A 24,331-nucleotide genomic window follows, 5' to 3' on the forward strand; every position below is an offset into this window, starting at 1 on the left:
TGTACCTCTCCCTTTAATTAAAATTGACTTCGAATATAACGAAGTTGTTAGTGCCACCTACTGTCCTAATTGGGCGCCTAGCCAAGAACCTCGACTGTTTAACTTTTGGATCGCCAGTTCCATAGCAGTAAACTGCTTGTAATAACGACTTTCAACAGTCTGTAAACGATTATTAACTGTGTTGATCTTATCGTTAATATCACCGATTTGTTTACCTAATTGACTGTTATCCTCCACATCAGAAACAGTGCCACTTCCAATCTGTTTAATAATTTTATTGATTTGTGTCGACAAATTATTATACAGTCTCTCGGCGTAGCCTATTTCACTTTGATAGTTTTTATCCTTAGGGTCTAAACTGCTTGATTTAGAAAACAAGTCCATAACTCCGTCTGGATTGTTACTCACGGCTTCTTTGAGTTTGTTCTCGTCTATCGTAAGCTTTCCTAACTCACTCGTTAATCCTTGTGTATATCCCTTGAATGTGATCCCTATATCAGACAAGGAATCCATATTTTTATCAAGGCCTTTTACATTAGAAATCAACGAGGAGCGCAATAATGACAGTGTATCTTGTAAAATACTATCGCGATATAGCACTCCTGACTTGGCTTTCGTTTCCCAAAGGTCGATTTGTTTGTCAGTCATTGCTTCCTTTTCTTCATCAGACAAAGGGGCATAATTACGGTTCGGTACAGTTTTGACCAAGGAGTTGACTTTATCAACCAGCGAGTTATATTGCTCAACAAAACCCTTTATCTGGTCTACAATGCCGGTAGTGTCCCGAGAAACTGAGACTGAAGCAGTCGTTGTTGATACTCCCTTCAGGTCGAATCGAACCCCATTAAATTCAAATGAGTTGGTTTCCAAGATCATCTCTTTACCATTCAGCTCGACCGTTGCATTTGTACCGGTTACTGTAGCAGGTGTACTAAGTTTCAATAATGAAGCTGCGGTTCCGCTGGTGTCATTAATCATTACAGAAGCACTAGCACCCGTCGATGTTGAGCTAAGCATAAATCGCTTGTTTATGCTGTCATAGCTCATGGAAACACCTATATTAGCGCTATTAACCTGTTTTAGTACAGATTCATATGTAGAATCAGCCGTTACTGTAACCTCTATACTTTTCCCGTCTTTTCCAACAACTTCGAATTTACCGTCTCCAACTATTTCGGAACTGTTTACCTTGGCCTTTAGATCTACAGAAACATTGTTTCCGGTAACTAGTGCGCTGGTGGCCAGGCTATTTACTTTGATCGTATATCCTCCACTGGTTGCAGTTGATGAAGTTGTGGCTGTTACTACACTAGTGTCACTGCTTACTGCGGTTTGCTTATTATAAGCGCTAGAGAACCGCATTTTATCTGTTAAGTTTCTGATTGTGGTCAGATGTGTATTCATTTCTCGATATGCATCACGTTTCCAGGCAATCTTCTGCTTTTGTTGATTCAGTTTGTTTAAAGGAGCTCGTTCTACCTGCATTAATTGCTTAATCATACTATCCGTATCGAGTCCGGAAGCATAACCACTCAATCTAATAGGTGAGGACAAGTAAATGCACCTCCTGTTACTTTATTTGCGTTCATCAAGAAAAAGGCCAACCTGTTCACATAAGTTTTGCACCAAGTCCAGATACTTCTCCGGTGGAATCTCTCTTAAGGTCTCATTAGTTTTCGTGTCCACTACTTTTACGATCATTTGATGACTACTCTTGTGAACTGACCACTGTAAGTGTGTATCCATTCTGAGAAGGACCTTGTTTCCTCTATCAATCAAATCGTTTAATCTTTGCTCAGTTACGAGCGAATCAACTTTACTCGTTGCAGTTTCTTGCTGGCTGTTGATAGTAGAAGCATCTTCGCTGATGATATTAGCCTTTTGTATCGGCCTGTCAGAGAACGAATCAACTCGCACTTAAAACAGCTCCTTATATAGTTTTAAATTTATTTAAAAAAGCCGACCGGATAATCCGGCCGGCTCCTGCATTAAACCATTGATTAACGGAGCAATTGCAGAACAGCTTGAGGTTGTTGGTTCGCTTGAGCCAACATAGCAGTAGCTGCTTGTTGCAGAATATTCGTTTTCGTGGATTCGCTCATTTCTTTTGCCATATCTACATCACGGATACGAGATTCTGCAGCTTGGAGGTTTTCAGAAGTTGTACCCAAGTTGTTAATAGTGTGCTCCAAACGATTTTGAACGGCACCCAAGCTAGCACGATTCTCAGAAACGAGATCGATTGCACTTTGGATTTTTTCAAGGTTTTCAGTTGCTTTAGCATTAGTTCCGTCAAGGGCAGCCAAGCCATTAATTTTAAGCTCAGTTGTAGTGGCTTTAGTGAGGGAAAGAGTAATTGTTTCACCTTTGTTAGCACCCACTTGAAGCACGAGGCTCGCAGGAGCGGAATCACCCAACAAGTTTTTCGTGTTAAAGCTTGTTTGAGAAGCAATAGCATCAATTTGCTCAGTCAATTGGCCGATCTCGGCATCAATTTTAGCAGTGTCAGCAGAAGTCAACACTTCGTTAGCTGCTTGAGTAAACAATTCACCCATACGTTGCAGCATGGAATGAGTTTCATTCAATGCACCTTCTGCAGTTTGAATCAAAGAGATACCATCGAGAGCATTTTTGTTAGCTTGCTCCAATCCACGGATCTGGTTACGCATTTTTTCGGAAATAGCCAAACCAGCAGCATCGTCAGCTGCACGGTTAATTCTATAACCAGAAGACAATTTCTCTAAAGATTTGCTTTGAGCATTGTTATTAGCGGTCAATTGACGCTGAGTGTTGTAAGAGCTGATATTGTGATTAATACGCATGATATAATTCCTCCTTGGAATGTGTTGGTGATTAGCATCCTTGCTTCACCCTATTGTGATCGAGACATTAGCATACGGCCGTTACTGCCATGTCTTTCGACCCATATTATATTTATCGGCTGCATCCTAGGATTGTTTATAGCAGTTTATCAATTTTCCATAAAAATTTTTATGCCTTAGACGGATCCATCACTTGTTTCAAAATTTGTTGAATATCTTCATTAAACTGGATAGCATCTTGATTCTGTTGTTTAATTGCTTCATATATCTCTTCACGATAAATGGTTACATTGGGAGGAGCTTCGATACCAATTCTGACCTGATCGCCATTCACTTCAATTACAGAAAGCACAACATTATCGTTAATCATGATCTTCTGCCCTTTATTTCTTGACAGAATCAGCATCAAAATCCTCTCCTTTCTTCCTCTCTGACAGCGATATCTTTGTCGAGTAACCTCCATTGTCCAAAACAATTTGAGCAGCAACATTTCTAGCTCTATTGAGTACAATAGGAGCCCTTAAATTGCAAGAAATATCTTCAGCAGAACGAACAGTAACGACTACCATCACTTGTACATCCTTTTCACTTTCTACACCTAAAGCTTCTATCCAATGAGAATCTAATTGAAATTCATAATTCTTAAAAAAGGCAAAAGGGTCTGTTACGATAAAGGTTAAATCTTCATCTTCAATGGATTGTAAAAACTCAAAAGGACGACGGTCCTCTTCTGACTGAACAACAAAATATTTCGATAATTCTTCGAATCCAAATATTGGGCGCACAAAGGTAATAACTTGATCATTCATAATCTCTATTGGACCAAATCTCTTTGTATTGACAATCATGGTTTATATTCCTCCCTTTCTAACAACAATAGCTATAATGACATTTGTCCATTATAGCTATTGTAAACCTGTAGTTAGACAACTGTATCCAGTTGATTTCCTATTACAGATATATTTATATAATTTTTTTGTGTTAAATAAGTACTGACCTTACCAGGCTGGTAATCAATTACCGGTTTATGAGTTTCAGGATTAAAAGTGACCCCACCTGGAATATAAGTAGTATTGACCTGTCCGGGGATGAAGGTAATCTCCACATTATCATATCCCGGTTCACCCATCACCTCAACTCTTGGCCGGTCCTTAAACACATTTTCCCTAGCAATCTCGGCAAACACGTTCCCGCCTTCTTGAATTGCCATCATACGATCTCCGTTCTGAGCGATCTCTGCAATGTTTTGCATTGATATTTGTAACGAAGACTGGGCAATACGGTCCGTCAGTTCTTCAATTCGCGGCTTTCCTAGTGCAGACCAAGCCTTTCTCGAGTCGATCTCCAAGCTCGCCTTAGTTTGTTCCATCTCCACGACACCACGCTGCTGTCTCATGTCGAGAGTCGGCCTGGGTTGTTCAATACTCAGCTGACCCTTTGTAGTCTGTAGACCAATCTGTGAGTACCCTTGCTGAATCTGTATTCGGGGGATAATCATTGAAATCCCCCTACCTTAAGAAATCCAACAAACTTGGACGAATAATGCGAGCCATGGTGTCTAAAGAAGCCTGATAAACACTCTCAGAGGTTTTGAGATCAATTATTACTTTTGATATATCTGCATCTTCAACTTTTGATTGTAGATCCATGTAGTTTATATTTAAATCACCCAGCCTACTAAGAGTAAATTCAAGACGATTTTGCTTTCCACCCATCTCCGACTGAGCGGTTATTGTCGTCTCGAGATTCTTCTGTAGTGAAGGAATGGCACTTTGGATGCCTGCTGTATCGTCTGCCAACAGCGCCTTCTTAAGATTATCTACCACAGCAAATATTCCCGTGGCGTCTCCAAACGCTCCAAACACTTTCCCTCCCAAAGTGTTCACAGAAACAGTAATTCCCGCTCCAACTTGATATCTCACTTCGCCATTATCCAATTCATATGCGGTTTGGGTTGGATCATCAGGGAATGGCTTCTCGTCGGTTCTCTCACCATTAAAAATGTACTTCCCTTTGAATTGTGAGTTACCCAAAGAAATCAGCTGTTGATATAACTGATCTACCTCTGCCGCAATATTTACTCTAGCATCTTTCGGTACTGTATCAGTTCCACCCTGCACCGCCAGTTCTGAAAGTTTTTGAACAATCTGTGTAACTTCGGTCATTACTGTGTCTCCATACTTTAGCCACGCATCTGCATCCTCCGCATTTTGCTCAAACTGCGTTGTAGCAGTGATTTGACCACGGTATTGGAGCGCACTGGCTACACCCACCGGATCGTCGGAAGGACGGTTAATCCGGCGCTGGGTCATCATTTGCTCCTGATATTTGTCCAGTCTGCGATAGTTACCTTGCAAACCGCTCATCATGGAGCTAGTCATCATGGATTGGGTTATGCGCATAAATTATTCCTCCTATCTGCCGACGACGCCGGTACCGTTGATTAATTTGTCCAGCATCTCATCAATGGTAGTAACCACACGTGATGAGGCGCTGTAAGCATGCTGGAAGCGGATCAGATCCGACATCTCTTCATCAAGTGATACACTGCTAATCGATAGACGGAGTGTATCGGCATGCTCCACCAACAACGTGCCGTTCTCCACCATCTTTTTGGCATTGCTGCTGTCCGTACCCAATTTGGAGATAACTGACTGCAGATATCCTTCAAAATTCGTGATGTCCGTTACTGAACCACTGTTGTTATTCGGATTGAAATTAAACGTACGTTCTGACAGTTGCGCAATCAGAAGCGCCATGCCGCCGTTCCCTTTCAGAACCACCTCAGAGGTCGTACCGTTATCCGGATCAGTCTTCATTTCTGTCCGCAGGGAAGCGCCGATATTCTTCAGATCGGATTGGATCGTCTGGCTTAATCTCATATTCCCAGCGGTAATTGGCCCGCCGTTAGCAGATACAAAGAAGTCGCCCCCTGTTGTGGCCGGCTCATTAAGGGTATAACCCAATTTATGTAATCCGTTAAGGCCATCAACCGTATGCTTCACATCCTGAGCAAGCTTGCGAGGATTATTCGCATCCATAACCGCTTTCGGGATACTCACGCCCGGAGGAAGAATTGTTCCAGCCGGTATGGTCACTTCCACTTTGCCTGTAGCCAGTGTGTTGGCCATAATGTTCAGCTGGGTGATATATCCTTGAACATGCACATCACGAGAGGTCACATAACCAGCGATCTCCCCACCGGTCAATGCGCCGGCGATGGCGTTCGTAATCGGAGTAGAAGTCATATCATCCACCACAACTTGATTTCCGAACGTCACTTGATAGACGTCCCCTGTCTCGGTTACATTCACGTTCCCGAGCAAGGAGAGCTGATCGATGAGCAGATCCCGCTTATCACGCAGATCATTCGCGTTGTCACCAAGACCCTCAATCCGTTTAATACTCTGGGTTAACTCTGCAACTTGGTCGATATAGTTGTTAGCTTCAGCAACCTTAGTGTCAATACGAGAAGTCAGGTTATTGCTGAGGGTATCCAATTGTGAGTAAATATGGTTAAACGTTTCCGTCAAAGCGATCGCTTTCTGCTGAACCGCCATACGGGCGGACAAGTCGGTGTCGCTCGGATTCTTGCTCAGCGTCTGCCAAGCCGTCCAGAATTCAGAAATACTTGCACTCAAGCTGCTGTCCGAAGGCTCATTAAAAATCCCCTCAATATTCGAAAGCGTCTCTTGCTGAACGCTCCATGTCGACAAATTCGTATTCTGATTGCGATATTCGATATCCAATAAAAAGTCCCGTACCCGCTGAATACTTTCCGCTTCTACACCCATCCCGAGCTGACCGGCCGCTTGGGAACGCTGCAGTCCCGGGAAAGCAATGGGGTTGGCTGCAACAAGGCGAGTAGTCTGGCGAGAGTATCCTGGCGTATTGGCGTTCGTAACGTTATGACCAGCTGTGTTAATTGCAGCTTGCTGGGCAATCAAGCCCCTCTTTCCGATTTCGAGCAAATGAAATGTGGATCTCATCTACATTTTCCTTTCTGCTTATGCCCTGGTATCAAACATGCTTCGGCCCTTGCCGGCAGGATTCTGATGCTTCGGATGCTGATAAAGCAAATCATCCTCCGGACGACTGACTAACAAATTTAAACTGTAATCTATGAACGCTAGTGATTGCTCAATTAGCTCCCGGTTAATCGCATTCAGCTCTTTGAGTTCCATGAGCCTGTCCATTAATTGCTGCTGCACATCCTGCAGCTCTGTTTTTTCCTCCGGGTTAAATACAAGACGAGTCATTTCAGTAACCGTCAGCTGAAGCTGGGAGCGGATGCCCTTCTCACGTAAAAAATCATCTGCGGCACCTTGACGCAGCGCTTCCGTTTCCGCCACCTGCTTCAGCAGGCGGTTCTCCTTGGTCATGACCGCTGTAAGACGTTCCACATCATTATCCAGAATGGCTTGCCTTTTATCTTTCCCTGCCTCTATGAGCTGCTGATGCAGCTCATCCTGACGCTTCATATATTCGATTATGGACCTAGCACTCACTTGGACTCACCTGATTTATTGTAGGATTGAAAATACGGGAGCAATTTGTCTGCTAAACGGTCGACTGGCACTTCATAAGTACCATTAGCTACAGATTCCTTCAAACGCTGAATTTTCTCCGCGCGTTCCGGATCCTGTACTTTACTCTGTGCACTCAGTTCCATCGCCTCCGAGGAGATTGATACTTCATCCTTGCGGCGCTTCTTCTTATCGATATGCTGCATCTCCCGAGATTCAATATTCCGTTGATACGAATTGATGCCGTTCACACGTCCCGATTCGTTAATCTTCACGCCCTATTCACCTCACTTAAAATAAAAGACCGATAAGCTTTACTAAGTTTATCGGTCGGATATGAAACATTGTTAATAGTTCAAAAGTTAGTATTTGCGCAGTTTATCGACTGCACTGTAAGTCTCTCTGTCTTTTCTGGACCCAGGCTGATTTTCCTGGTCGCCAGCAGCAGCCTGCCTTAGCTCCCTCGTTAAGCGCGTCCGGCAGGACTCGCACATATTGCTCTCACGAATCAACGTTCCGCAAACTTCGCAAGGATACGCCAGGTTTGGCGCGTTCGCAATCGAGATCCGGCCTTCCTTGATAAACTTCGTAATTTGCCGCACAGATACTTCCGTAGCCTCAGATACCTCATGAATAGTTGCACCTTTTTGCTCACGAAGGAAGGTTGCGCATTTTTCATATTCCTTCTCAATAACCTTCATGCAATCAGGACATAATTCCCGAATATTAACCGTATATAACTTGCCGCACCGAGGGCAATTCCCCAGATTCATGCTCAACAACCTCCATGCCACATAGAACCTTTAATACCCCTAGATTACATTATCTTAGGCCTTACGTCTATCATTCGGTAACAGAATCCACACATTTTTCCTATATTTAATCATTTACGAACGAGCCCAGGTTAAACTATAGATCTCGATGGGCATTTCTACAATGGATTCATATCTCCGCAAAACCTGAGCACAAGCGTTAATCGTACTCCCGGTTGTGTATATATCATCTACCAATAATATACGGAAAGGTCCTTTGATCCGTGATGTCCGCACTTGAGATCGATTATGCTCTACTACCTGCCTGCTTATGGACCACAGTACATCAGGTGCATCCTGCAACGCACCAAAAACACCCTCCATATCCTTTAGCCGATCCATCCGGCTCTTGAAACTCTGTTTATTCGTGTGACGTCTACGTTCCAGCAGCCGAACACAAGGCGCCTTTATTCTAAGCGCAAGCCCTTGTGCGAGCACCTCCGCTTGATTGAACCCCCTTTCCTGAAGCCTTTCCTCACTGACCGGAACCGAAGTGACGGCATGTATACTCCATGGTATGTTGCCAGAATTCCGTGACCCCTTATTGCCCAAATGGATGTTCGCTTCCCGATGGAGCAGCGTGTATACCCGTAACATCATTTCTATCAAAAGAGGAGCGTAACGCTCATTCCCCCTATATTTATACTGGGCCAACCACTCTCTCATCTGCGTATCATAGGTTACCGCACTCCGATTCAAAATAAAGCTCCGCTCGTTCATGCCTGATCGAATACAATCGGGACAGCCGATTCCCCGCCCGCATCGCCAACATTTGGGTTTCATGATCCAGGGGATAATCCGATAACAGGCACGGCATATTCCCGGAAGTTCCCGGTTGAATGAACCTGTTTTTCCACAAGTGAGGCAGGTTTCGTCAATCGGTTTGAGCAAACGATGCATATGCCCGAGCAAATGGCTAAAGACATTTGATATCAAATATGCTCCTTCCTTTCTAAGAGAGATAGAATAAAGAACACCAATAAACCAGATAAAAAAAGTACACAGCTAACAGCGCGTGCATATCGCCACACCCATTGCCGCGATTGCCGATATATGCCTGATAGTATTTTCCTCAACTAAATTGAAAGTGTTAAAATGATTCCTGATTGAATAATACATACGTCTTAGATAGAAACTCATGTCCCGATGAAACCCAATCACCCAAAACTCTCAAAGCTGAGCATCCAGTTGATTTCCAATTCCATTACTACATTTTCCTGACTTACCACTGTTCCTTCTATCATATCTATCAATCGTTTGTTAAAGATGAGTTATATGAAGAATTATGAGGATCCATGAGGATCCATGAGGTTTCATGAACTATGAGCTATGAGAGCCATGGGAGTAAATGAGAGCTATGAGAGTCTATGAAAGCTAACACTAAATATCATGTTTAACTCAATCCCCTAGTCATTCGACAATTCCTGAACAGACCATAAATACCCGCCTTTACGTGCGATTCGGTTCATCGCCTTGATTTGCCGGACTGCCGAGCTTTGGCTCCGAGTCCATTGAGGCGCAGCAAATACCACCCGTCCTGCCGGATCATCCTTGGATCGGCCCGCGCGGCCGGCCATTTGAACCAATGCAGCTTCGTCAAAAAGCTCACTGTCCGCATCTAAAATAAACACGTCACTTTTCGGAACCGTTACCCCTCGTTCAAGAATGGTCGTTGTCACAAGCAAGCGAATCTCACGGTTACGAAAGGCCATCACTTTGCTTGCCCGTTCCGGATCGATGGATGAAGTTCCTTCAATCGGCATATTGGCAATGGCCTTGCGAAGCAGCTCCAGCATCGGATCAATATGCTTGATGCGGGAAACGAACAGGAACACTTGAGCACCACGGGAAAGAGATGCACTCAGACTACGGACCAAAGGTGGGGGAAGCTTTTTTTCCTGTAGACAGCGGTTCACCGTCGAGATTTTCAGCTTTTGCGGTACGGGTAATGGATGACCGTGGAAGCGTGCGGGGACTTTGGCATGCGGCAATCGGCCTGCAGCTGCCTCACGCTGTAAAGACGTTGGTGGAGTGGCTGACAGATAGATATACTTCCCCCCTGATTTGCAAGCACCTTTGGCCGCGTAATCCAGCATCGGATCATTATGATAAGGGAACGCATCAATCTCATCGATCACGACCAGGTCAAAAGCTCCCCTGAAACGCAGCAGCTGATGCGTCGTTGCCAGTGTGATGCTCCCTTGCTTCCATCTGTCCGGACTTCCCCCGTATAACGTGACCACTGTCTGTTCCGGAAAAGCCTTAGATAAGCGTGGTGCCAGCTCCAGCACCACGTCCCGTCTTGGCGCGGCAACCAGCACGCGCCCACCCGCATCCAGAATAGAATGCAGCAGCGGAAAGATCATTTCAGTCTTTCCGGCACCGGTCACCGCCCAGATGAGAAACCGGGCGGGCCCCGCGGAGCCCCCTGCGGGCGGCTCCGCCAAAAACCGCAGCGCAGCGCTAGCGGCGGCGCTTTGCGCTGCGCTAAGCCCCCACCGGCCCAAGGCCGCGGTGGGGGAACCCCCGGCCGGGCCCCGCACGGCCGACCCTGCTGCGCCATGCAGCAGCAGGGCACAGGCGCGGCTGCGCCCCATCGCGAGGCAGGCCTCGCAATAGGCGCAAGCCGCCGAGCCGCACGCGGCGCATGCCGTGCGGCCCCTGGCCTCGCTGCCGCATCGCCGGCAGCGGAGCGCCACGGCCCGGCGGCGCAGCCAGCCGGGCGCACCCTGCGGGGCGGGCTGTGCCAGCCCCGCTTCCAAACGCAGGCGGCCCAGCAGGACGCCGAGCTGGGCCGCGGAGCGCCAGTCGCTGGTGTCCCAGGCGACCTCCGCCAACAAAGCCTCGACCTCGCCGGCAAGCAAGGCTCGTCCTGCCATGCACTGAATCAGCAGCTCCGCCTGCTGTACCAACAAAGTCCAATCCTCAACCACATTCCTTTTTTCGATAACGGAATTTACATACGATCCGTCCAATAGCTGAATCTCCGTAAACAAAAGACTCCATTGTGATTTGTTTCCTTCAGGCTCTTGTAGTAAAAACGAACTTAAGCTCTGGTACAAATATTTCTGCCATTCCGATTTCCCCCATTGATCCATGTCTTGGTTGGATCGAAATCTCTCTTGAATGACAACGGCCCACCCTAATGGAACTTGTGTTGATAACAGCACCAATGAGCGTACGCTGGTTTTCTCATCCGTCCATCGTTTCACTCCATACCACCATTGAAGATCCACCCGCATATCCAGCGAGAGAAAACACTTCCATTTCTCTGATGTTCGAATGGCATATATGGCAATCTGCATGACATCAACTCCAATAATGAGACATATAAGCTGGTAAAATGCCGAGTGCTGGTACGTTATTAAGCAAGATTTCATATCTACGGCTTACCAGTTCCATGCTGAGACCATTACATTATGAAATAGATCCTTCTCACGATGCCCTATGTCGAAATCTGTCACACCCCTAATTTAACCGCTCTATTCCCACTTCTCCTAGTCGGGTACAAGTACCGCTATGAGAGACAGAGAATCACATGGAAACAAGAACGGAGTTGAATGCAGGAGGTTCAGCGAGGTTCAGCTGTAGACAAAATAAGAACAAGCACATTTTGATATTAGATAGCCACTCTCCCTCCAAGAAACACAAAAAACACACCCTTCGCTTACGCTTGGAGTGTGCTTCACGCCTTTAACAATATGAATACCAACCTGGTAACCAAAACAACTTGCTGATGTTTAACCCTGTACATATGGAATCCGAACAGCCTCCATCGGGTTTCTTAGATCGATCCGTATCACTTCTTCTTCATTCGGACCGGCACCCATTTCCCGTGATGCCGAGTCATCGGACTTCCAAGTCCCATATACCAGTTCAATTCCGGACAAATGAGTCAATCTCTGGACAATCTTCAGCGTATCATCGTACGACTGATCATCAAGGACGGTGACACGCACGCGCGTCCCGCTCAGCAGGGCATACCATGAAAGGGCTCTCAAATACCATTCCACCTGCCGCTCATGGTTGGACGTGATCAGCACATAATGCCTGCGCCGCCCCGTGCCTTCACCGGCTCTTCTAAGATGACGGGCATGCACGATATGAATCAGAGCAACAGCAATCCCGTACACCGCGAGTATCCACAGCAATTGGGCAACCATGAGACTCACCTCCTTCTCTTATCAACAATATATGCTGGTCAGGAGGGTACGGTGACAGCTATGTAATCAGAGCCCACACAGAACTTAATGGGAACGGCTCAAACACCATAAGAACAACATCTTTTGGGGCGAACCTTCACGGAAGACAGACCGCCTTTTGAAGTATGTCTTCTTGCGATTATCGAATTTGTTCAGCTTCGCTGAAAACCTATAAATCATCATAACAAAAAGGAACCGCCCTTGGCAGTTCCCTCCCTATGTAAGACGCGTCCGTGCATTCGGATCGGCGATTACAACGTCACCCAGCCATATTTGATCGAGTTGATAACCGCTTGTGTACGGTCGTCCACTTCCATCTTCTGCAAAATGCTGCTGACGTGGTTTTTTACAGTTTTTTCACTAATGAACAGGTATTCCCCTATCATCTTGTTGCTCTTGCCTTCGGCCATTAGTCTAAGCACTTCCGCTTCGCGCCTTGTCAATGGGTTATTCTCGCCTGCCACAAACTTGACTCCAGCCTCACGCGAACCGCCCTCAGCCATAGCGCCTGCTTCGTTTACATAAGTCATTCGGCGGAGCTGTTGAATGAGCTTACCCGTAACTTTCGGATGGATAAATGCATATCCCTCATGTACCGAACGAATCGCATTAATCAGTGACTCGGCTTCCATATCCTTCAGGAGGTAACCGTTTGCTCCCTTACGGAGCGTTTCAAACACATAACTTTCATCGTCATGAATCGACAGAATGATAACTTTGATCTCAGGAAACATTTCACGTAGTTTCTCAGTTGCTTGAACGCCATTTTCGGTGGGCATGTTGATATCCATCAGCACGATATCCGGCTTCACTTCGTTACAGAACTCAAGCACTTGAATTCCATCGCCGCATTCTCCGATAACGTCAATGTCGTCCTCCATATTCAGTATACGCTTCAGACCCTCCCTAAACAGCTGGTGGTCATCCGCTAATAATACTTTAATAATCGCGTTCTCTTTCTCCAAATGTTCCATCCGATTACTCCTTTCTCTTTTCTACGTTCGTCGGGATATGAATCACGATCTTCGTTCCTTGATTCTCAGCTGAATCGATCTCCATTCTCCCTTCGAGCAGCTCAACCCTCTCCCGCATGCCAATTAACCCAAAGTGGTCCTTGCTTTTCTGCTCCAGCAAATCGACATTGAATCCCAGGCCATTGTCCTGTACAACGATTTTGACCAATTGCGCCTGGTACGTGATTTCAACAAGCACATAAGTCGGGTAAGCATGTTTTGCAGCATTCGAAAGTGCTTCCTGCACCAACCGGTAGATGGCCGCCTCCATCGCAGAAGAGAGACGATGCTCTTTTCCCCGTGTCTCGAAGATCGTGCGGATTTTCGATTTCTCTTCATAATCATGCACGTATTTACGCAATGTGGGGATTAATCCTAGATCATCGAGTGCCATTGGACGCAGATTGAAAATGACTTTTCGCATTTCCTCCAAGCTCGATCGAACCTGGCCCTTCAAATCTACTATTTCGTCCTGCACCATCTTAAATTCCTGCTTTGCGAGCATTCTTTCTACAATTTCCGTCCTAAGAACCAGATTCGCCAGCAATTGTGCAGGTCCATCATGAATCTCCCTGGATATGCGCTTCCGTTCTTCTTCCTGCGCCAAAATAATTTTGAGACCAATGACCTGTCTGTTTTTGGCAGATTCGATGATTCGGGATACCTGACCCAGCTCTCCGGACAAGTATTCCAATACCACGCCCATCTGAGATCCGATCGATTCTGCACGCTCCACGGAGTTCTCGACATTACGAACCCGCTTCTGCAGCTCATCTCGTCTTGCCTTCAGATACATTTCCTTCTCCCGGTAGATCATGAGGTCAAGCTGTAGCTGGGTTGCTTTCTCATACGCCTGCTTGATGTCCTCTTCCTTGTACCGGACAAAATCCCGGCTGACCTCGGTCAGCCGGATCCGGGAACGGCGGTAGTTCAGCTCCAGCTGATCTACCTTCTCTAAGGTTTCCGTCGTTTCTTTTAATGTCCGCTGCAGTTCATGATTGAGAGACGTAAGCTCTTGCCGCGACGCCTCCAATATTTCGAACATTTGGTATTTGCTGTCCTCCATCACTTTGATGGCATTTTTTATGACACGGTCGATGGCATCGGCTTGATAATCCACGCACTCTACTCCATTTCTAACGTTTCATATACATATCATACCATATCACGATTCGATCGTAACGGTCTTCGTGTTCTTGTCCCATTTTACTTTAAGGCCTAATTGCTCGGAAACGAGACGAAGAGGGACCAAAGTCCTACCGCCTTGGACCATAGGTGATACAGCCGCCGAACTGCGCTTACCGTTTAGAATGAATTCCTTCTTGCCGACCGTTAATTCCATGAACATGCCGCCTCTCAGGACGCCTACCCGCTGAGCAGATTGGTTCCAGGTTGCATGCCCGCCGAACGCGTCGAGCACGTGTTTAATCGGAACGTAGGTCGTCCCATTTTTCAGAATTGGCGCCGAATCTATTGCCACTTTCGAACCATTCAGCATAAGAGATTTTTGCCCAATGGTCATGACCGCTTTGCCGGTTGGAAGTCCTTCATTCCCTGATAGAGACGGCATTGTGAAGCGGATATCGTCAAAAGATACAGCTCCTGTCAATGCACGCTCGTCCTGGCCTTCTTCCACGTTCACCACATACAGCCGCTTCATCTGTGCCGGGAATGCAATGTTGTATCCGCTGAGATCGAGGCTCAGCGTCTTCCAACCGCTCCAATCAATTGCTTTTGCCAAGTCGACGTATACGGTTTTTCCATTATTGTCTTGGAGTTCAGCGCGCAGCCAGTTCAGGCTGTTATCTCCCTCCACATCAATGGTCATGGCCGTAGCCTGTGCAGGAATCACTTTGCCAGTTGTACCATTCAACTCGGCGTAAGCGTACATTTTTTGCCCTAATCCGCTTGTCATATCATAGGTCAAGTTCAAGACTTTGGACGATGCCTTTGCTCCGCTGCCATTTTTGATCGCTGCAGTCCCGGTAACTGTCGGCACATTGGTCGTGAACTTCACCGGGTAATTCACATTCTCGAAGTTCTCCCACGTGCTTTCGCCCGCTGCCGACAAAATAACGACCGTGCTAAAGCCGTCATAGCGTGCGATGGCATAACCGACTTTTGTATTGCTGTTCACGGAGGATACGGTCAGGCGGCCGTCTTTGACGCTGCCTTTAAATCCGATAAACTCCCATTTCAGCGCGCTGCTCGGAACCTCCAAGCTCTGGCCGTTGCTTGTTACGGCCGTCACCGGCACGGAAACACTCGTTCCAGCCTGCAGCGGTGCGCTTGATACGCCTGTAGTCAACGCAACAAGATCATCAGCGCCCAGCACCTTGACTTGCATCGTAGCTTTCGTGCTGCCGCTTACTGCTGTCAGTGTCGATGTACCCGGCTTCGTCGCTTTAATGCTTTGTCCGTTGACCGCTAGATTGCCGTTGCTGGACTTCCAAGTCGGTTTAATCGAACCTGCTTCAATTGGGTTATAGTAGGTATCATAGCCTTTTAGTTCATAGGTGCCCATTTGACCGATCAGGAGCGTGTTGCTGCCACTTACTTTTAAGCCCTTCAAGCTGCCCTGAGGTGCTGTGGAGAACACGCCAAGTGAGTTAACAATGCTGCGCTGCGTGGTGCCGTATTCCGTGTTAAAGGTCAACTGGGTATTCATCTCAGCTAGTGGACGGTTTACCATCGTTGTCGATCCGCCGCCGTCGAGGTTCATCCCCTTCCATACGCCAACCTTTGTCATGAAATCCTGAAGCTGCTGCAGCGTCATGCCTTTACTGTTATCGTTGCTCTCCGTAGCAATCAGGTAGGCGTATCGTCCGTCTTTGGAGTAACCTACGGCTGTACGTGCCCTGCTCCCTCCAATCGAATTCACGTTTCGAGAGAATGATGTTGCCTTGCCGTTATCCACCAGAATCGTATGGCCGCCAATCATCATTTGGAGTGTAGACGGGTCCAGTTCTTTACCTGATTTTTTGGACACCAGAGCATAATTCGCTTCCAGCTTTTGACCGACAGCCAGATTTTTTTTCACGAACTCTGCCGCAGCCCCATGGGTTCGCAAAATGTAGCTTCCCTCCGGTATCGCTGTTGGCAATCCTGCCATTACTGAAATATCGGTTATGACCCCATCCGTTACCATAACCTCCGTTGGCGTTGTCGAGCTGTTCTTAGGACGCTCAACAGCCTTCCATGCGCTTGTGTAGATATAAGCTGTATTGGCATGGCTATACGTTGATCCGGTGCCTTCTGGCGCATAGGATGTTTTGTTCATACCCGCGAGCGGGAATGAGGCTCCATTCTCAGCTGTAATACTCCCCGAGAATGCAAACTCATCCAGAATTGGCGTTCCATTGTTCGTTACTCCAAAAGCATACATGCCTTTCAGATCCGAAGGCGTTGACATCAACAGACCATTCGATACTTGAGCACCCATCGGAGCCCCTTCGCTGCCGGTATTAAAAAAGTCACCGTTAATAGCAGCTACCGCGCCGTTCTCCTTAGCCATTCCTCCCGTGCTTTGTCTCGTTGTAAATTTATTCCCTTGGCCTGTCATGACATCCAGCTTCACATATTTGTTGTTCAGATCCACCCGAACGACATTCGCCAGCGATTTTGCGCCTGTACTGTTGATATACTGATACTTCATCAAAACCGCACCGGAAGTAATGATTTCCTCGCCAAGCTTCTTAGCCGATGTTGATGCCGCATAAGCTACCGAGGATGTTGATAGGTTCCCTATCACTGGTATTCCGCTGCTCAGCACAGGACCCACCCAGATGACTCCTGCCAATGTAATAATCAACCATTTCTTGCCTACACCTGATGTTGTAGACTTCAGTGTTTTCCCCTGACTAACCATGTAATCGTAACTCTCCCATCTATCGTTCAACACGGATGCCGAACATATAAAGTCTCTAATTAATAGACTTCATTTTTGCGGAAAAGTTACGAATTTGTTATAAAAAAACACTTTCGCGTATCGTACAACAAGTCTTGTAAAATTTATAGCGGAATTTTTTAGGAGTCTATGTAAATCAATCCTATGTTACTATATTTTCATGTAAAAGTAACTAGTTTGTCATAAAGTTTATTCCTCGTTTTCCATTTATTCATTAAAAAAGCTGATAACCATAGTGGGTAATCAACTTTTTAATTATTTCATTTTTGTCATATTTTCATATCCAACTGAGTTGAATCTCTACTCACTATGAGAATTAAGAAGCAGAAAAAAGGCATGTGCCGATTTTTTTCAGAAGAAAAATTAAATCAGCACATGCCTAAACTTTATATCTGGAACATATCTTAAGATTACCTTAGTTTACGCCAGCTTGTTCTTTCAGTGCTTCCGCTTTGTCTACGCGTTCCCAAGGCAAATCCAGATCTGTACGTCCAAAGTGTCCGTAAGCAGCGGTTTGCTTGTAGATCGGGCGACGAAGATCCAGCATGCGGATGATTCCAGCCGGACGCAGGTCGAAGTTGTTACGCACAAGCTCAACCAGCTTCTCTTCGCTCACTTTACCAGTTCCGTAAGTATCAACACTAATCGACACTGGGTTAGCGACACCGATAGCGTAAGCCAATTGAATTTCACACTTGTCCGCAAGTCCTGCGGCAACTAGGTTTTTAGCCACGTAGCGAGCCGCGTAAGCAGCGGAACGGTCAACCTTTGTAGGATCCTTACCGGAAAATGCACCGCCACCATGACGAGCGTAGCCGCCATAGGTGTCCACGATAATTTTGCGGCCTGTCAGGCCAGCATCCCCTTGAGGACCGCCGATAACAAAACGTCCGGTAGGGTTAATGAAATATTTAGTTTCTGCGTCCAGCAATTCAGCTGGCACGACAGGAAGAATGACTTGTTCTTTAATATCTTTCTGGATTTGCTCCAGCGTTGCTTCTTCGGCATGTTGAGTTGATACCACGATCGTATCCACACGGACCGGTGTATTGCCGTCATACTCAACCGTTACCTGGGTTTTACCGTCCGGACGCAGGTAGTCCAGCGTACCGTCTTTACGAACCTCGGACAAACGACGAGCGATACGGTGAGACAATGCAATCGGAAGAGGCATCAATTCTGGCGTCTCGTTGGTTGCAAAACCAAACATCAGACCTTGGTCACCAGCACCTATGTTCTCGGTTTCCTTGTCCATTTGGGAAGGATCACGATTCTCCAGTGCAGCGTTTACCCCCTGTGCAATATCGGCAGATTGCTCATTCAGCGATGTTAACACCGCGCATGTATTGTAATCAAAACCGTACTTTGCACGGGTATACCCGATTTCCTTCACAGTATTGCGTACAATGGATGGAATATCCACGTATTCAGATTTAGTGCTAATTTCACCAATGACCAAAACAAGACCAGTCGCAACGGAAACTTCACAAGCTACGCGTGCGTTCGGATCGTTAGCCAAAAAAGCATCGAGTACCGCATCAGAAATCTGGTCACAGATTTTATCCGGATGTCCTTCAGTTACGGACTCAGATGTAAATAAACGTCGCCCTGTTAAAGACATGAGATCAACCTCCCATATGAATAGTATGTGATATATCAAAAGGTCCTACACAAAAAATGAACCTTTTCCGACAGGAAAAGGTTTGAAATGTACAATCCTCAACATGCATATTAACTTATTTGTTACTAGGTGTCAATCCAGTAAGTAAGCTGCTTTCCAAGGATTTTCTTGGGTTTCTCAATCGGATTTAGTCAAGGATAAGTTCCGCTTTTAACTGAAAAACAACTACAATTTACCGAAGAGACTTTGTTCAGCGTTTCGAACCAAACGTTTAGTGATCTCTCCACCAACCGATCCATTCTCACGGGATGTTAGATGCCCCCACCCAGGACGACGGCTGGAAGATCCACCACCGATGATTCCTAACTCAGAGCCAAATTCCGTATCGGCTCCATTGGAACCGCTGCCATATCCCACGGGTAATCCAAACTCTGCTGCAATTTCGTATTTCATTTGCTTCAGCATTTCACGACTCTCCGGTACCACTTGACGGTTACGACTGCTGCGTGCCATGAAAATACACCTCCTGTATTTGTTTTTACAGAAGTATTATTTGTTGATTTCAAAGCACCCACACGTATAAAACGTTGTCACTACTGGCAATAATTATAAGAGGATTATACCGATAAAATGTTGCCATGCCTCTAAGCAGGTTAGAGCAAGTATTAGCAGGAGTTAAACGGATCCTAGTGGATTCCTACTTAATGGTGAACCCGCCACGGACCATGACAATCAGATTGCTTGTCTGCCCTTCTTTCACCTGGATGCCCCGACCTTCACGGGGGAAAGAAAGCAGATGGTTCTTAGGCGCAGTTTCACCATTTAAGAGGTCTTTACCGTCCGTAAGGTCTGCAACGCCGCTAGCGACTTCTGTGTAAATCACAGCATTACCTGAGCGAACAATGAACTCCGTTCCTGCATCGGCAATCAGAATCTTGCCTGGTTTCAGCGCAACGTTCTTAACCTCATCAGCACCTTGGGATGGCTGAGTTGGATTTGTAGGATTTGTTGGATTCGTAGACCCTCCACTACCGCCATTCAGCGCGTGCTGAATTTGTTGGTCAACGTAGCTTTTGGTGACGACCGGGTCGTCAGTAGTACCTGGGGTGGTGCCAGCGCCGGTGGCGGTGTTGTTGTAAGTTGCACCAATCCAGATGCCAGCTCCAATCGTCAGAGCCGCCAAGCCAACCTTTAAATAAGGTTTCATTTAATCTGTTCCTCCTAAGGTAATCTATACTATTTAACTATAAAGAAAAAACCAGAACTGAACAACCCTACTTAGGTAAGCTAAGGATTGTTTTCTTTGGAAAATTAAAAAACACACCGGAGAACATAATGTTCTCCGGTGTGTCAAAGCTTAGATGCTAAGCTTTATTTTGGTATGTCGATTTTAGTACTTGATAGTACCTTTCAAATCAACTGTTGTATTATCTTCCAGAACAACACTAGCTTTCAACTCTCCGCCATTAATGGTATCTTCTTTACCAACTACTACTTTGAAGGTTTTTCCAACAGCAGGCAATTCTGCATCATAAAGAGTTGTTCCTTTATTAGTAGCAATCGAAACTTTACCATTAACGATGCCTTTAATGTTCTTATCTACATTAACAGTCAGTGTAGAAGTCGCTGTGTCATAAGTTGTAGATTGTACGGTTACTGGTGCGACAGCTGGTGCAGTAGGAGCCTCGACAGTAAATACATCGGATTCAACGGCTTTAACATCTGTTCCTCTTGCAACCATATACTGAGCATCCTTACGAACTTGCACAGAGATCGGAGGATTTGCTTTAAGCAGCTCAGGGTTAGTAAGTGTCACTACAACATTACCCTTTCCATCAGTAGTGAAGGAAGTAGTATAGTCAGTTGCAGGGATAACTGGAGTATTATCCTTGGAAAGATCTTTAAGAATGAAGTCATTTCTCAGATCTTCAACTTTACCGTTTTTGGAATCTACATAAGTAGAGAAGGTAACAGTAAACGACGCGTCTTCTCTCTTAGTAACACCAGTAGCTTTAGGTGCTACAGTGTTTTGAATATTCATCACAGCATTACCATTAAGGTTAAGTCTGTTGTTGGAATAAGTTTCGATGGAGTTGTTAGCAAACAAAGTGATTGTTCCACCATTTAAATGCTCATTGCTTGTTTTCAATGTTACTTTAGCTCCATCAATTTTCACTTCTGATGGGTAAGTACCGTTAACAGTGAAATCACTAGCGCTAGCATAAGCAATTACTTGATTGAACTCAAGTTCAAAGGTTTTAGCATCCTTTTGAACAGCTTTTGTCCATTCGAGTTTACTTTGTTTTGCCTCTCCTAAGCCCGCGCTAGTCCAGGAAACCGATTGTCCTGTTTTAGATTTGAGACCAATTGCATGGACTCCTTTAACAGAACCGTTCGTTCCAAACGAAACTTTTGTTCCGTTAATGAACTCTGGGAACTGAAGCACTACGGATTTAGCACCATTTACTACATCCACTCTAACTTCAGCAGGGATAGCAATTCTTTGTGTGTTAGCACCGTTCTTTTGGAAATCGATATAGTAGCTGCCTTTGTTTTGAAGAGTCGAAACATCCATTTCTCTTCCAAAATGCAATGCTAATTTACGAGTTGAATCGTTGTAATCCACATTAGAAACGTCTGGGTTAGTAACATCAGCCGCTACAAATGTACCATCGTACTCAACCATAGTGTTTTGCAATGCTGTTCTGTCTTTTACATCTTTAACCTTCAGGTCGTAAGTACCTTCAAGAGTGCTGAAGAAACTAACGTAGAAGATTTTGTTCGATGCATCTGCAGCCACTACATTGTTCACAGGAATAACATCGCTACCTTTTTTAACAGTGAAGTACTTTTTGTCAGCAGCATCTACTGCTTTGTCAAAACGAACTGTCAACGTGTTTGCTCTGTCATTACCGAATGTAGTTTCAAGTACACGAGGTTGAACCAAGTCAATACTTGCTGTTACTTTATGTTCCTTCACAGGATTCACGTTACCGGAGTAGTCTTTAACCTCAACGAACAGGTTAGTTTCATATCCTGGCAAACGGTTAGCAGAGAAATCAACTTCATAAACGTTTGCTGCGATTTGAGTTGCTTTACCTTTTTTCTTGCTGTCGCCAGACTTCCAGTAGAAGCTATCTTCTGTTACGGAAGCAGGATCGATTTCTTCATCGAATGTTACTGTTACTTTTTCCAGAGTAGCAGAAATTTCAGTAACCTTCGGACCTTCAGTATCAACTGCAACTGTGAATTCTTTGGTATCAGCCAAAGATTTTAGACCTGCGTAGTCCTCAACCAGGGAAGTTGTCAATTTGTGAGCACCGACGGAAATTCCACCTGTGTAGTCTCTCAAGATAACTTCTCTTTGGTTTGCACCTTGCGTTACGGAACCAGTGAACGCTTTGTCATCCAGTTGGAAGTTGCTGCTGGATGGAGCGATAACAGGCTCGGAGAAAGTTACCTTAATAACTTTAGTTCCAAGAGCTTTTACTTCGGAAACTGTTGGCAGCGTGTTGTCGGACGATGAGAAGGACACTTCACCTTGTGGGATTGCAGCGCCTTGATCACCTTTAACATTCTTCACAACAATCTTGTATGTTGTTCCTTGTACGAATTTGCTGGATTCGTTCAACAGGATACGTACAGATTTACCATCTTCCAGTACGGAAATGGATTTGATTCCTTTAGAGTTGGAATCGATGACATAGTTGTTTTTGTCAGTAGCAGACGCTTTGTCAACTTTACCGTCAAATACAACTTCAACTTCTTTCAAGTTAGTGGAAGTTGCGGATTCAACTTTAGTAGCAGAAGTTACCTTCCAAGTTACACTTTCAGTGTACTCGTAGTTGTTATGTTTGAACTTCACTTCAGTAGCTGTGTTAGCTTTCAGTGGAGTTTCCAGTTCAACTTTCACTTCTTCGTTGTTAGCAAGTTTGAAAGTTACAACTTTACCGCTCTCAGTTACATCATAAGAAACCACTTTTGGTTTTTGTTGCGACAAGTAGATTGTGTAAGCAACTTCAACCAATTGGGAACGGGAAGCGTTAGCTTTAGGGTTTGTTTTAGCATCTACCAAACCAGCGTTGATTGCTGCTTGAACATAACCTTTAGCCCAGTCAGAAGCGTTGTTGTTCGTTTCTGTTGGAACTTCAAGCTTTTGAGCAGTAACGAGAACCTTCGCCATTTCTTGAACGGTGATTTTACCGTTGAAGTCGAAGATCATTTTCGTTGTGTTTTTACCTTCCATGATGCCTGCAGCGTATACTGCTTCTACATAAGGAGCTGGCCATTTGTCAGCTTTGTAGTTTTTGTCTTTGAAAGATGCTTTGCCTTGGATTGGCTCAAGACCCATGATGCCTACCAAAACTTTCGCGAACTCAGCGCGAGTCATTTCTTTATCAAGACCAGCAGTGTTATCTGGATAGCCAGTGAAGATACCTTTTTCTTTCAATACATCAAATTTCTGTTGTGTGTTAAGCGCATCGTCACCGAATGCAACAGAAGCAAACATCGAGAATGCCATTGCTGTAGACAGTGCTACGGATAAAATTTTCTTCATAACCTTTTTTTCTCCTCCTTGAATCGACACTTGATTGTTTTCTTTAATTTGGTAGCTCTTATCACTCATTGTCCTGCACCTCCTTTCCCGAGTTGAGCATAAATCATAAATGATGTCTGTGACGATATCACAGAATCTTGTTAACGAGAGAACACTACAAACTAGAATAGATTTCCTAATCCTACCTAGGTATTATACAACGAGTCCCATACTCCGTAAAGAACATTTTTCTAATTAATAGACAATCTTCTTGCATCGGATAATCTTGGGTTCCTCATTGCGTTCTACATTATAAACGTTTGATTTCTCAAAAAGTTGCGGTTGTTACAAAGTTTTTTTAAAAATATTTTCAAAACCATTTCCGATTCCCATAACATTGGGTCAATTACATAATATGACAACAAAAAAGACGCCCTGTGGGCGCCCTTTGTAGAATACTATCGAATCTTCATAGCAAGCTGGATAATTCGTGCACGCATCTCCGGATTGCTGTGCAGCGTGCTGTACATCTGATCAATCTCTGCTTTATTCGTACGATATGATTTGTCATGTTTTATTGTTGTATGAGACCATTGGATCAACGCATTCTCAGCCGCTGTCATTTCGTTAAATGAATCATGAAAGCCTGTCTCAACAACGAGTCCCTCCATGACTTCCTGAGTTATCTCATCATGAGCGGCACGAGCCAGCTCAATCTTCTTCTCCATCACTTTGGCTTTTTCCTCGAACTTGGTCTTCGCCTTCATGTAGTCGAGCTGCGCTTTTGATAATATCGGCTTCATAAATTCATCTTCACCCTCTAAAAATAGTATGTGCTTCCGCTATTGTAGCGTATTCTACATGAAATTACAAAACATTAGATATTGGTAA

The 24,331-nt window shown here is 45.2% G+C and carries 22 protein-coding genes; all 22 read right to left on the bottom strand.

Annotated features, from left to right (window positions below; genetic code table 11):
* Positions 1-57: 57 nt before the first annotated feature.
* Entirely contained in the window at positions 58-1,554 is a 1,497-nt protein-coding gene (gene fliD / locus MKY48_RS30970; RefSeq protein ID WP_339268459.1) for a flagellar filament capping protein FliD, read from the bottom strand.
* A gap of 21 nt (positions 1,555-1,575) precedes the next feature.
* On the bottom strand, positions 1,576-1,917 hold the full coding sequence (locus MKY48_RS30975; RefSeq protein WP_339268461.1) for a flagellar protein FlaG: 342 nt from the start codon (positions 1,915-1,917) through the stop codon (positions 1,576-1,578).
* An 83-nt stretch (positions 1,918-2,000) separates the two neighbouring features.
* Positions 2,001-2,822: a flagellin gene (locus MKY48_RS30980; protein ID WP_339268462.1), complete on the bottom strand. Its 822-nt coding sequence runs from the start codon at positions 2,820-2,822 to the stop codon at positions 2,001-2,003.
* A 169-nt stretch (positions 2,823-2,991) separates the two neighbouring features.
* A complete protein-coding gene (gene csrA / locus MKY48_RS30985) occupies positions 2,992-3,228 on the bottom strand; it encodes a carbon storage regulator CsrA (protein ID WP_339268464.1) in 237 nt (78 codons plus the stop codon).
* Entirely contained in the window at positions 3,206-3,670 is a 465-nt protein-coding gene (fliW, locus tag MKY48_RS30990) for a flagellar assembly protein FliW (RefSeq protein ID WP_339268466.1), read from the bottom strand. Before fliW ends, csrA begins: the two co-directional genes overlap by 23 nt.
* Positions 3,671-3,744: 74 nt before the next feature.
* On the bottom strand, positions 3,745-4,320 hold the full coding sequence (locus MKY48_RS30995) for a DUF6470 family protein (RefSeq protein WP_339268468.1): 576 nt from the start codon (positions 4,318-4,320) through the stop codon (positions 3,745-3,747).
* A 10-nt stretch (positions 4,321-4,330) separates the two neighbouring features.
* The gene (flgL, locus tag MKY48_RS31000; protein ID WP_339268469.1) at positions 4,331-5,224 is read right to left on the bottom strand and encodes a flagellar hook-associated protein FlgL; all 894 of its coding nucleotides are present in this window, start codon (positions 5,222-5,224) and stop codon (positions 4,331-4,333) included.
* A 12-nt stretch (positions 5,225-5,236) separates the two neighbouring features.
* A complete protein-coding gene (gene flgK, locus MKY48_RS31005; RefSeq protein WP_339268471.1) occupies positions 5,237-6,811 on the bottom strand; it encodes a flagellar hook-associated protein FlgK in 1,575 nt (524 codons plus the stop codon).
* 18 nt (positions 6,812-6,829) lie between these two features.
* Entirely contained in the window at positions 6,830-7,330 is a 501-nt protein-coding gene (locus MKY48_RS31010; protein WP_260069447.1) for a flagellar protein FlgN, read from the bottom strand.
* Entirely contained in the window at positions 7,327-7,623 is a 297-nt protein-coding gene (gene flgM / locus MKY48_RS31015; RefSeq protein WP_098749202.1) for a flagellar biosynthesis anti-sigma factor FlgM, read from the bottom strand. The genes MKY48_RS31010 and flgM overlap by 4 nt, the downstream gene beginning before the upstream one ends.
* An 87-nt stretch (positions 7,624-7,710) precedes the next feature.
* Entirely contained in the window at positions 7,711-8,121 is a 411-nt protein-coding gene (locus MKY48_RS31020; RefSeq protein ID WP_339268476.1) for a TIGR03826 family flagellar region protein, read from the bottom strand.
* Positions 8,122-8,235: 114 nt separating this feature from the next.
* On the bottom strand, positions 8,236-8,943 hold the full coding sequence (locus MKY48_RS31025; protein WP_339268478.1) for a ComF family protein: 708 nt from the start codon (positions 8,941-8,943) through the stop codon (positions 8,236-8,238).
* Between the two features lie 623 nt (positions 8,944-9,566).
* Positions 9,567-11,465, bottom strand: a complete 1,899-nt coding sequence (locus MKY48_RS31030) for a helicase-related protein (protein WP_339268479.1) — start codon at positions 11,463-11,465, stop codon at positions 9,567-9,569.
* 435 nt (positions 11,466-11,900) lie between these two features.
* Positions 11,901-12,323, bottom strand: coding sequence for a hypothetical protein (locus MKY48_RS31035; protein WP_339268481.1), 423 nt, complete (start codon positions 12,321-12,323; stop codon positions 11,901-11,903).
* A gap of 290 nt (positions 12,324-12,613) precedes the next feature.
* Positions 12,614-13,336 (bottom strand): response regulator transcription factor, encoded by a 723-nt coding sequence (locus MKY48_RS31040; protein WP_076324006.1) that lies wholly within the window; start codon positions 13,334-13,336, stop codon positions 12,614-12,616.
* A gap of 4 nt (positions 13,337-13,340) precedes the next feature.
* Positions 13,341-14,495 carry a sensor histidine kinase gene (locus tag MKY48_RS31045; protein ID WP_076324005.1) on the bottom strand — a complete coding sequence of 385 codons (1,155 nt, stop codon included), beginning with the start codon at positions 14,493-14,495 and terminating at the stop codon, positions 13,341-13,343.
* A gap of 45 nt (positions 14,496-14,540) precedes the next feature.
* On the bottom strand, positions 14,541-17,243 hold the full coding sequence (locus tag MKY48_RS31050) for a stalk domain-containing protein (RefSeq protein WP_339268482.1): 2,703 nt from the start codon (positions 17,241-17,243) through the stop codon (positions 14,541-14,543).
* A gap of 454 nt (positions 17,244-17,697) precedes the next feature.
* On the bottom strand, positions 17,698-18,903 hold the full coding sequence (metK, locus tag MKY48_RS31055; RefSeq protein WP_098749208.1) for a methionine adenosyltransferase: 1,206 nt from the start codon (positions 18,901-18,903) through the stop codon (positions 17,698-17,700).
* Between the two features lie 225 nt (positions 18,904-19,128).
* Positions 19,129-19,416 (bottom strand): alpha/beta-type small acid-soluble spore protein, encoded by a 288-nt coding sequence (locus tag MKY48_RS31060; RefSeq protein ID WP_339268484.1) that lies wholly within the window; start codon positions 19,414-19,416, stop codon positions 19,129-19,131.
* Positions 19,417-19,600: 184 nt separating this feature from the next.
* Positions 19,601-20,110, bottom strand: coding sequence for a hypothetical protein (locus MKY48_RS31065; RefSeq protein ID WP_339268485.1), 510 nt, complete (start codon positions 20,108-20,110; stop codon positions 19,601-19,603).
* Between the two features lie 183 nt (positions 20,111-20,293).
* Positions 20,294-23,530, bottom strand: a complete 3,237-nt coding sequence (locus tag MKY48_RS31070; protein ID WP_339291867.1) for an S-layer protein — start codon at positions 23,528-23,530, stop codon at positions 20,294-20,296.
* A 368-nt stretch (positions 23,531-23,898) separates the two neighbouring features.
* On the bottom strand, positions 23,899-24,243 hold the full coding sequence (locus tag MKY48_RS31075) for a hypothetical protein (RefSeq protein ID WP_098749212.1): 345 nt from the start codon (positions 24,241-24,243) through the stop codon (positions 23,899-23,901).
* Between the last annotated feature and the right edge of the window lie 88 nt (positions 24,244-24,331).

Source organism: Paenibacillus sp. FSL W8-0187, assembly GCF_037969755.1.
In the GTDB taxonomy this organism is placed as follows: domain Bacteria; phylum Bacillota; class Bacilli; order Paenibacillales; family Paenibacillaceae; genus Paenibacillus_AQ.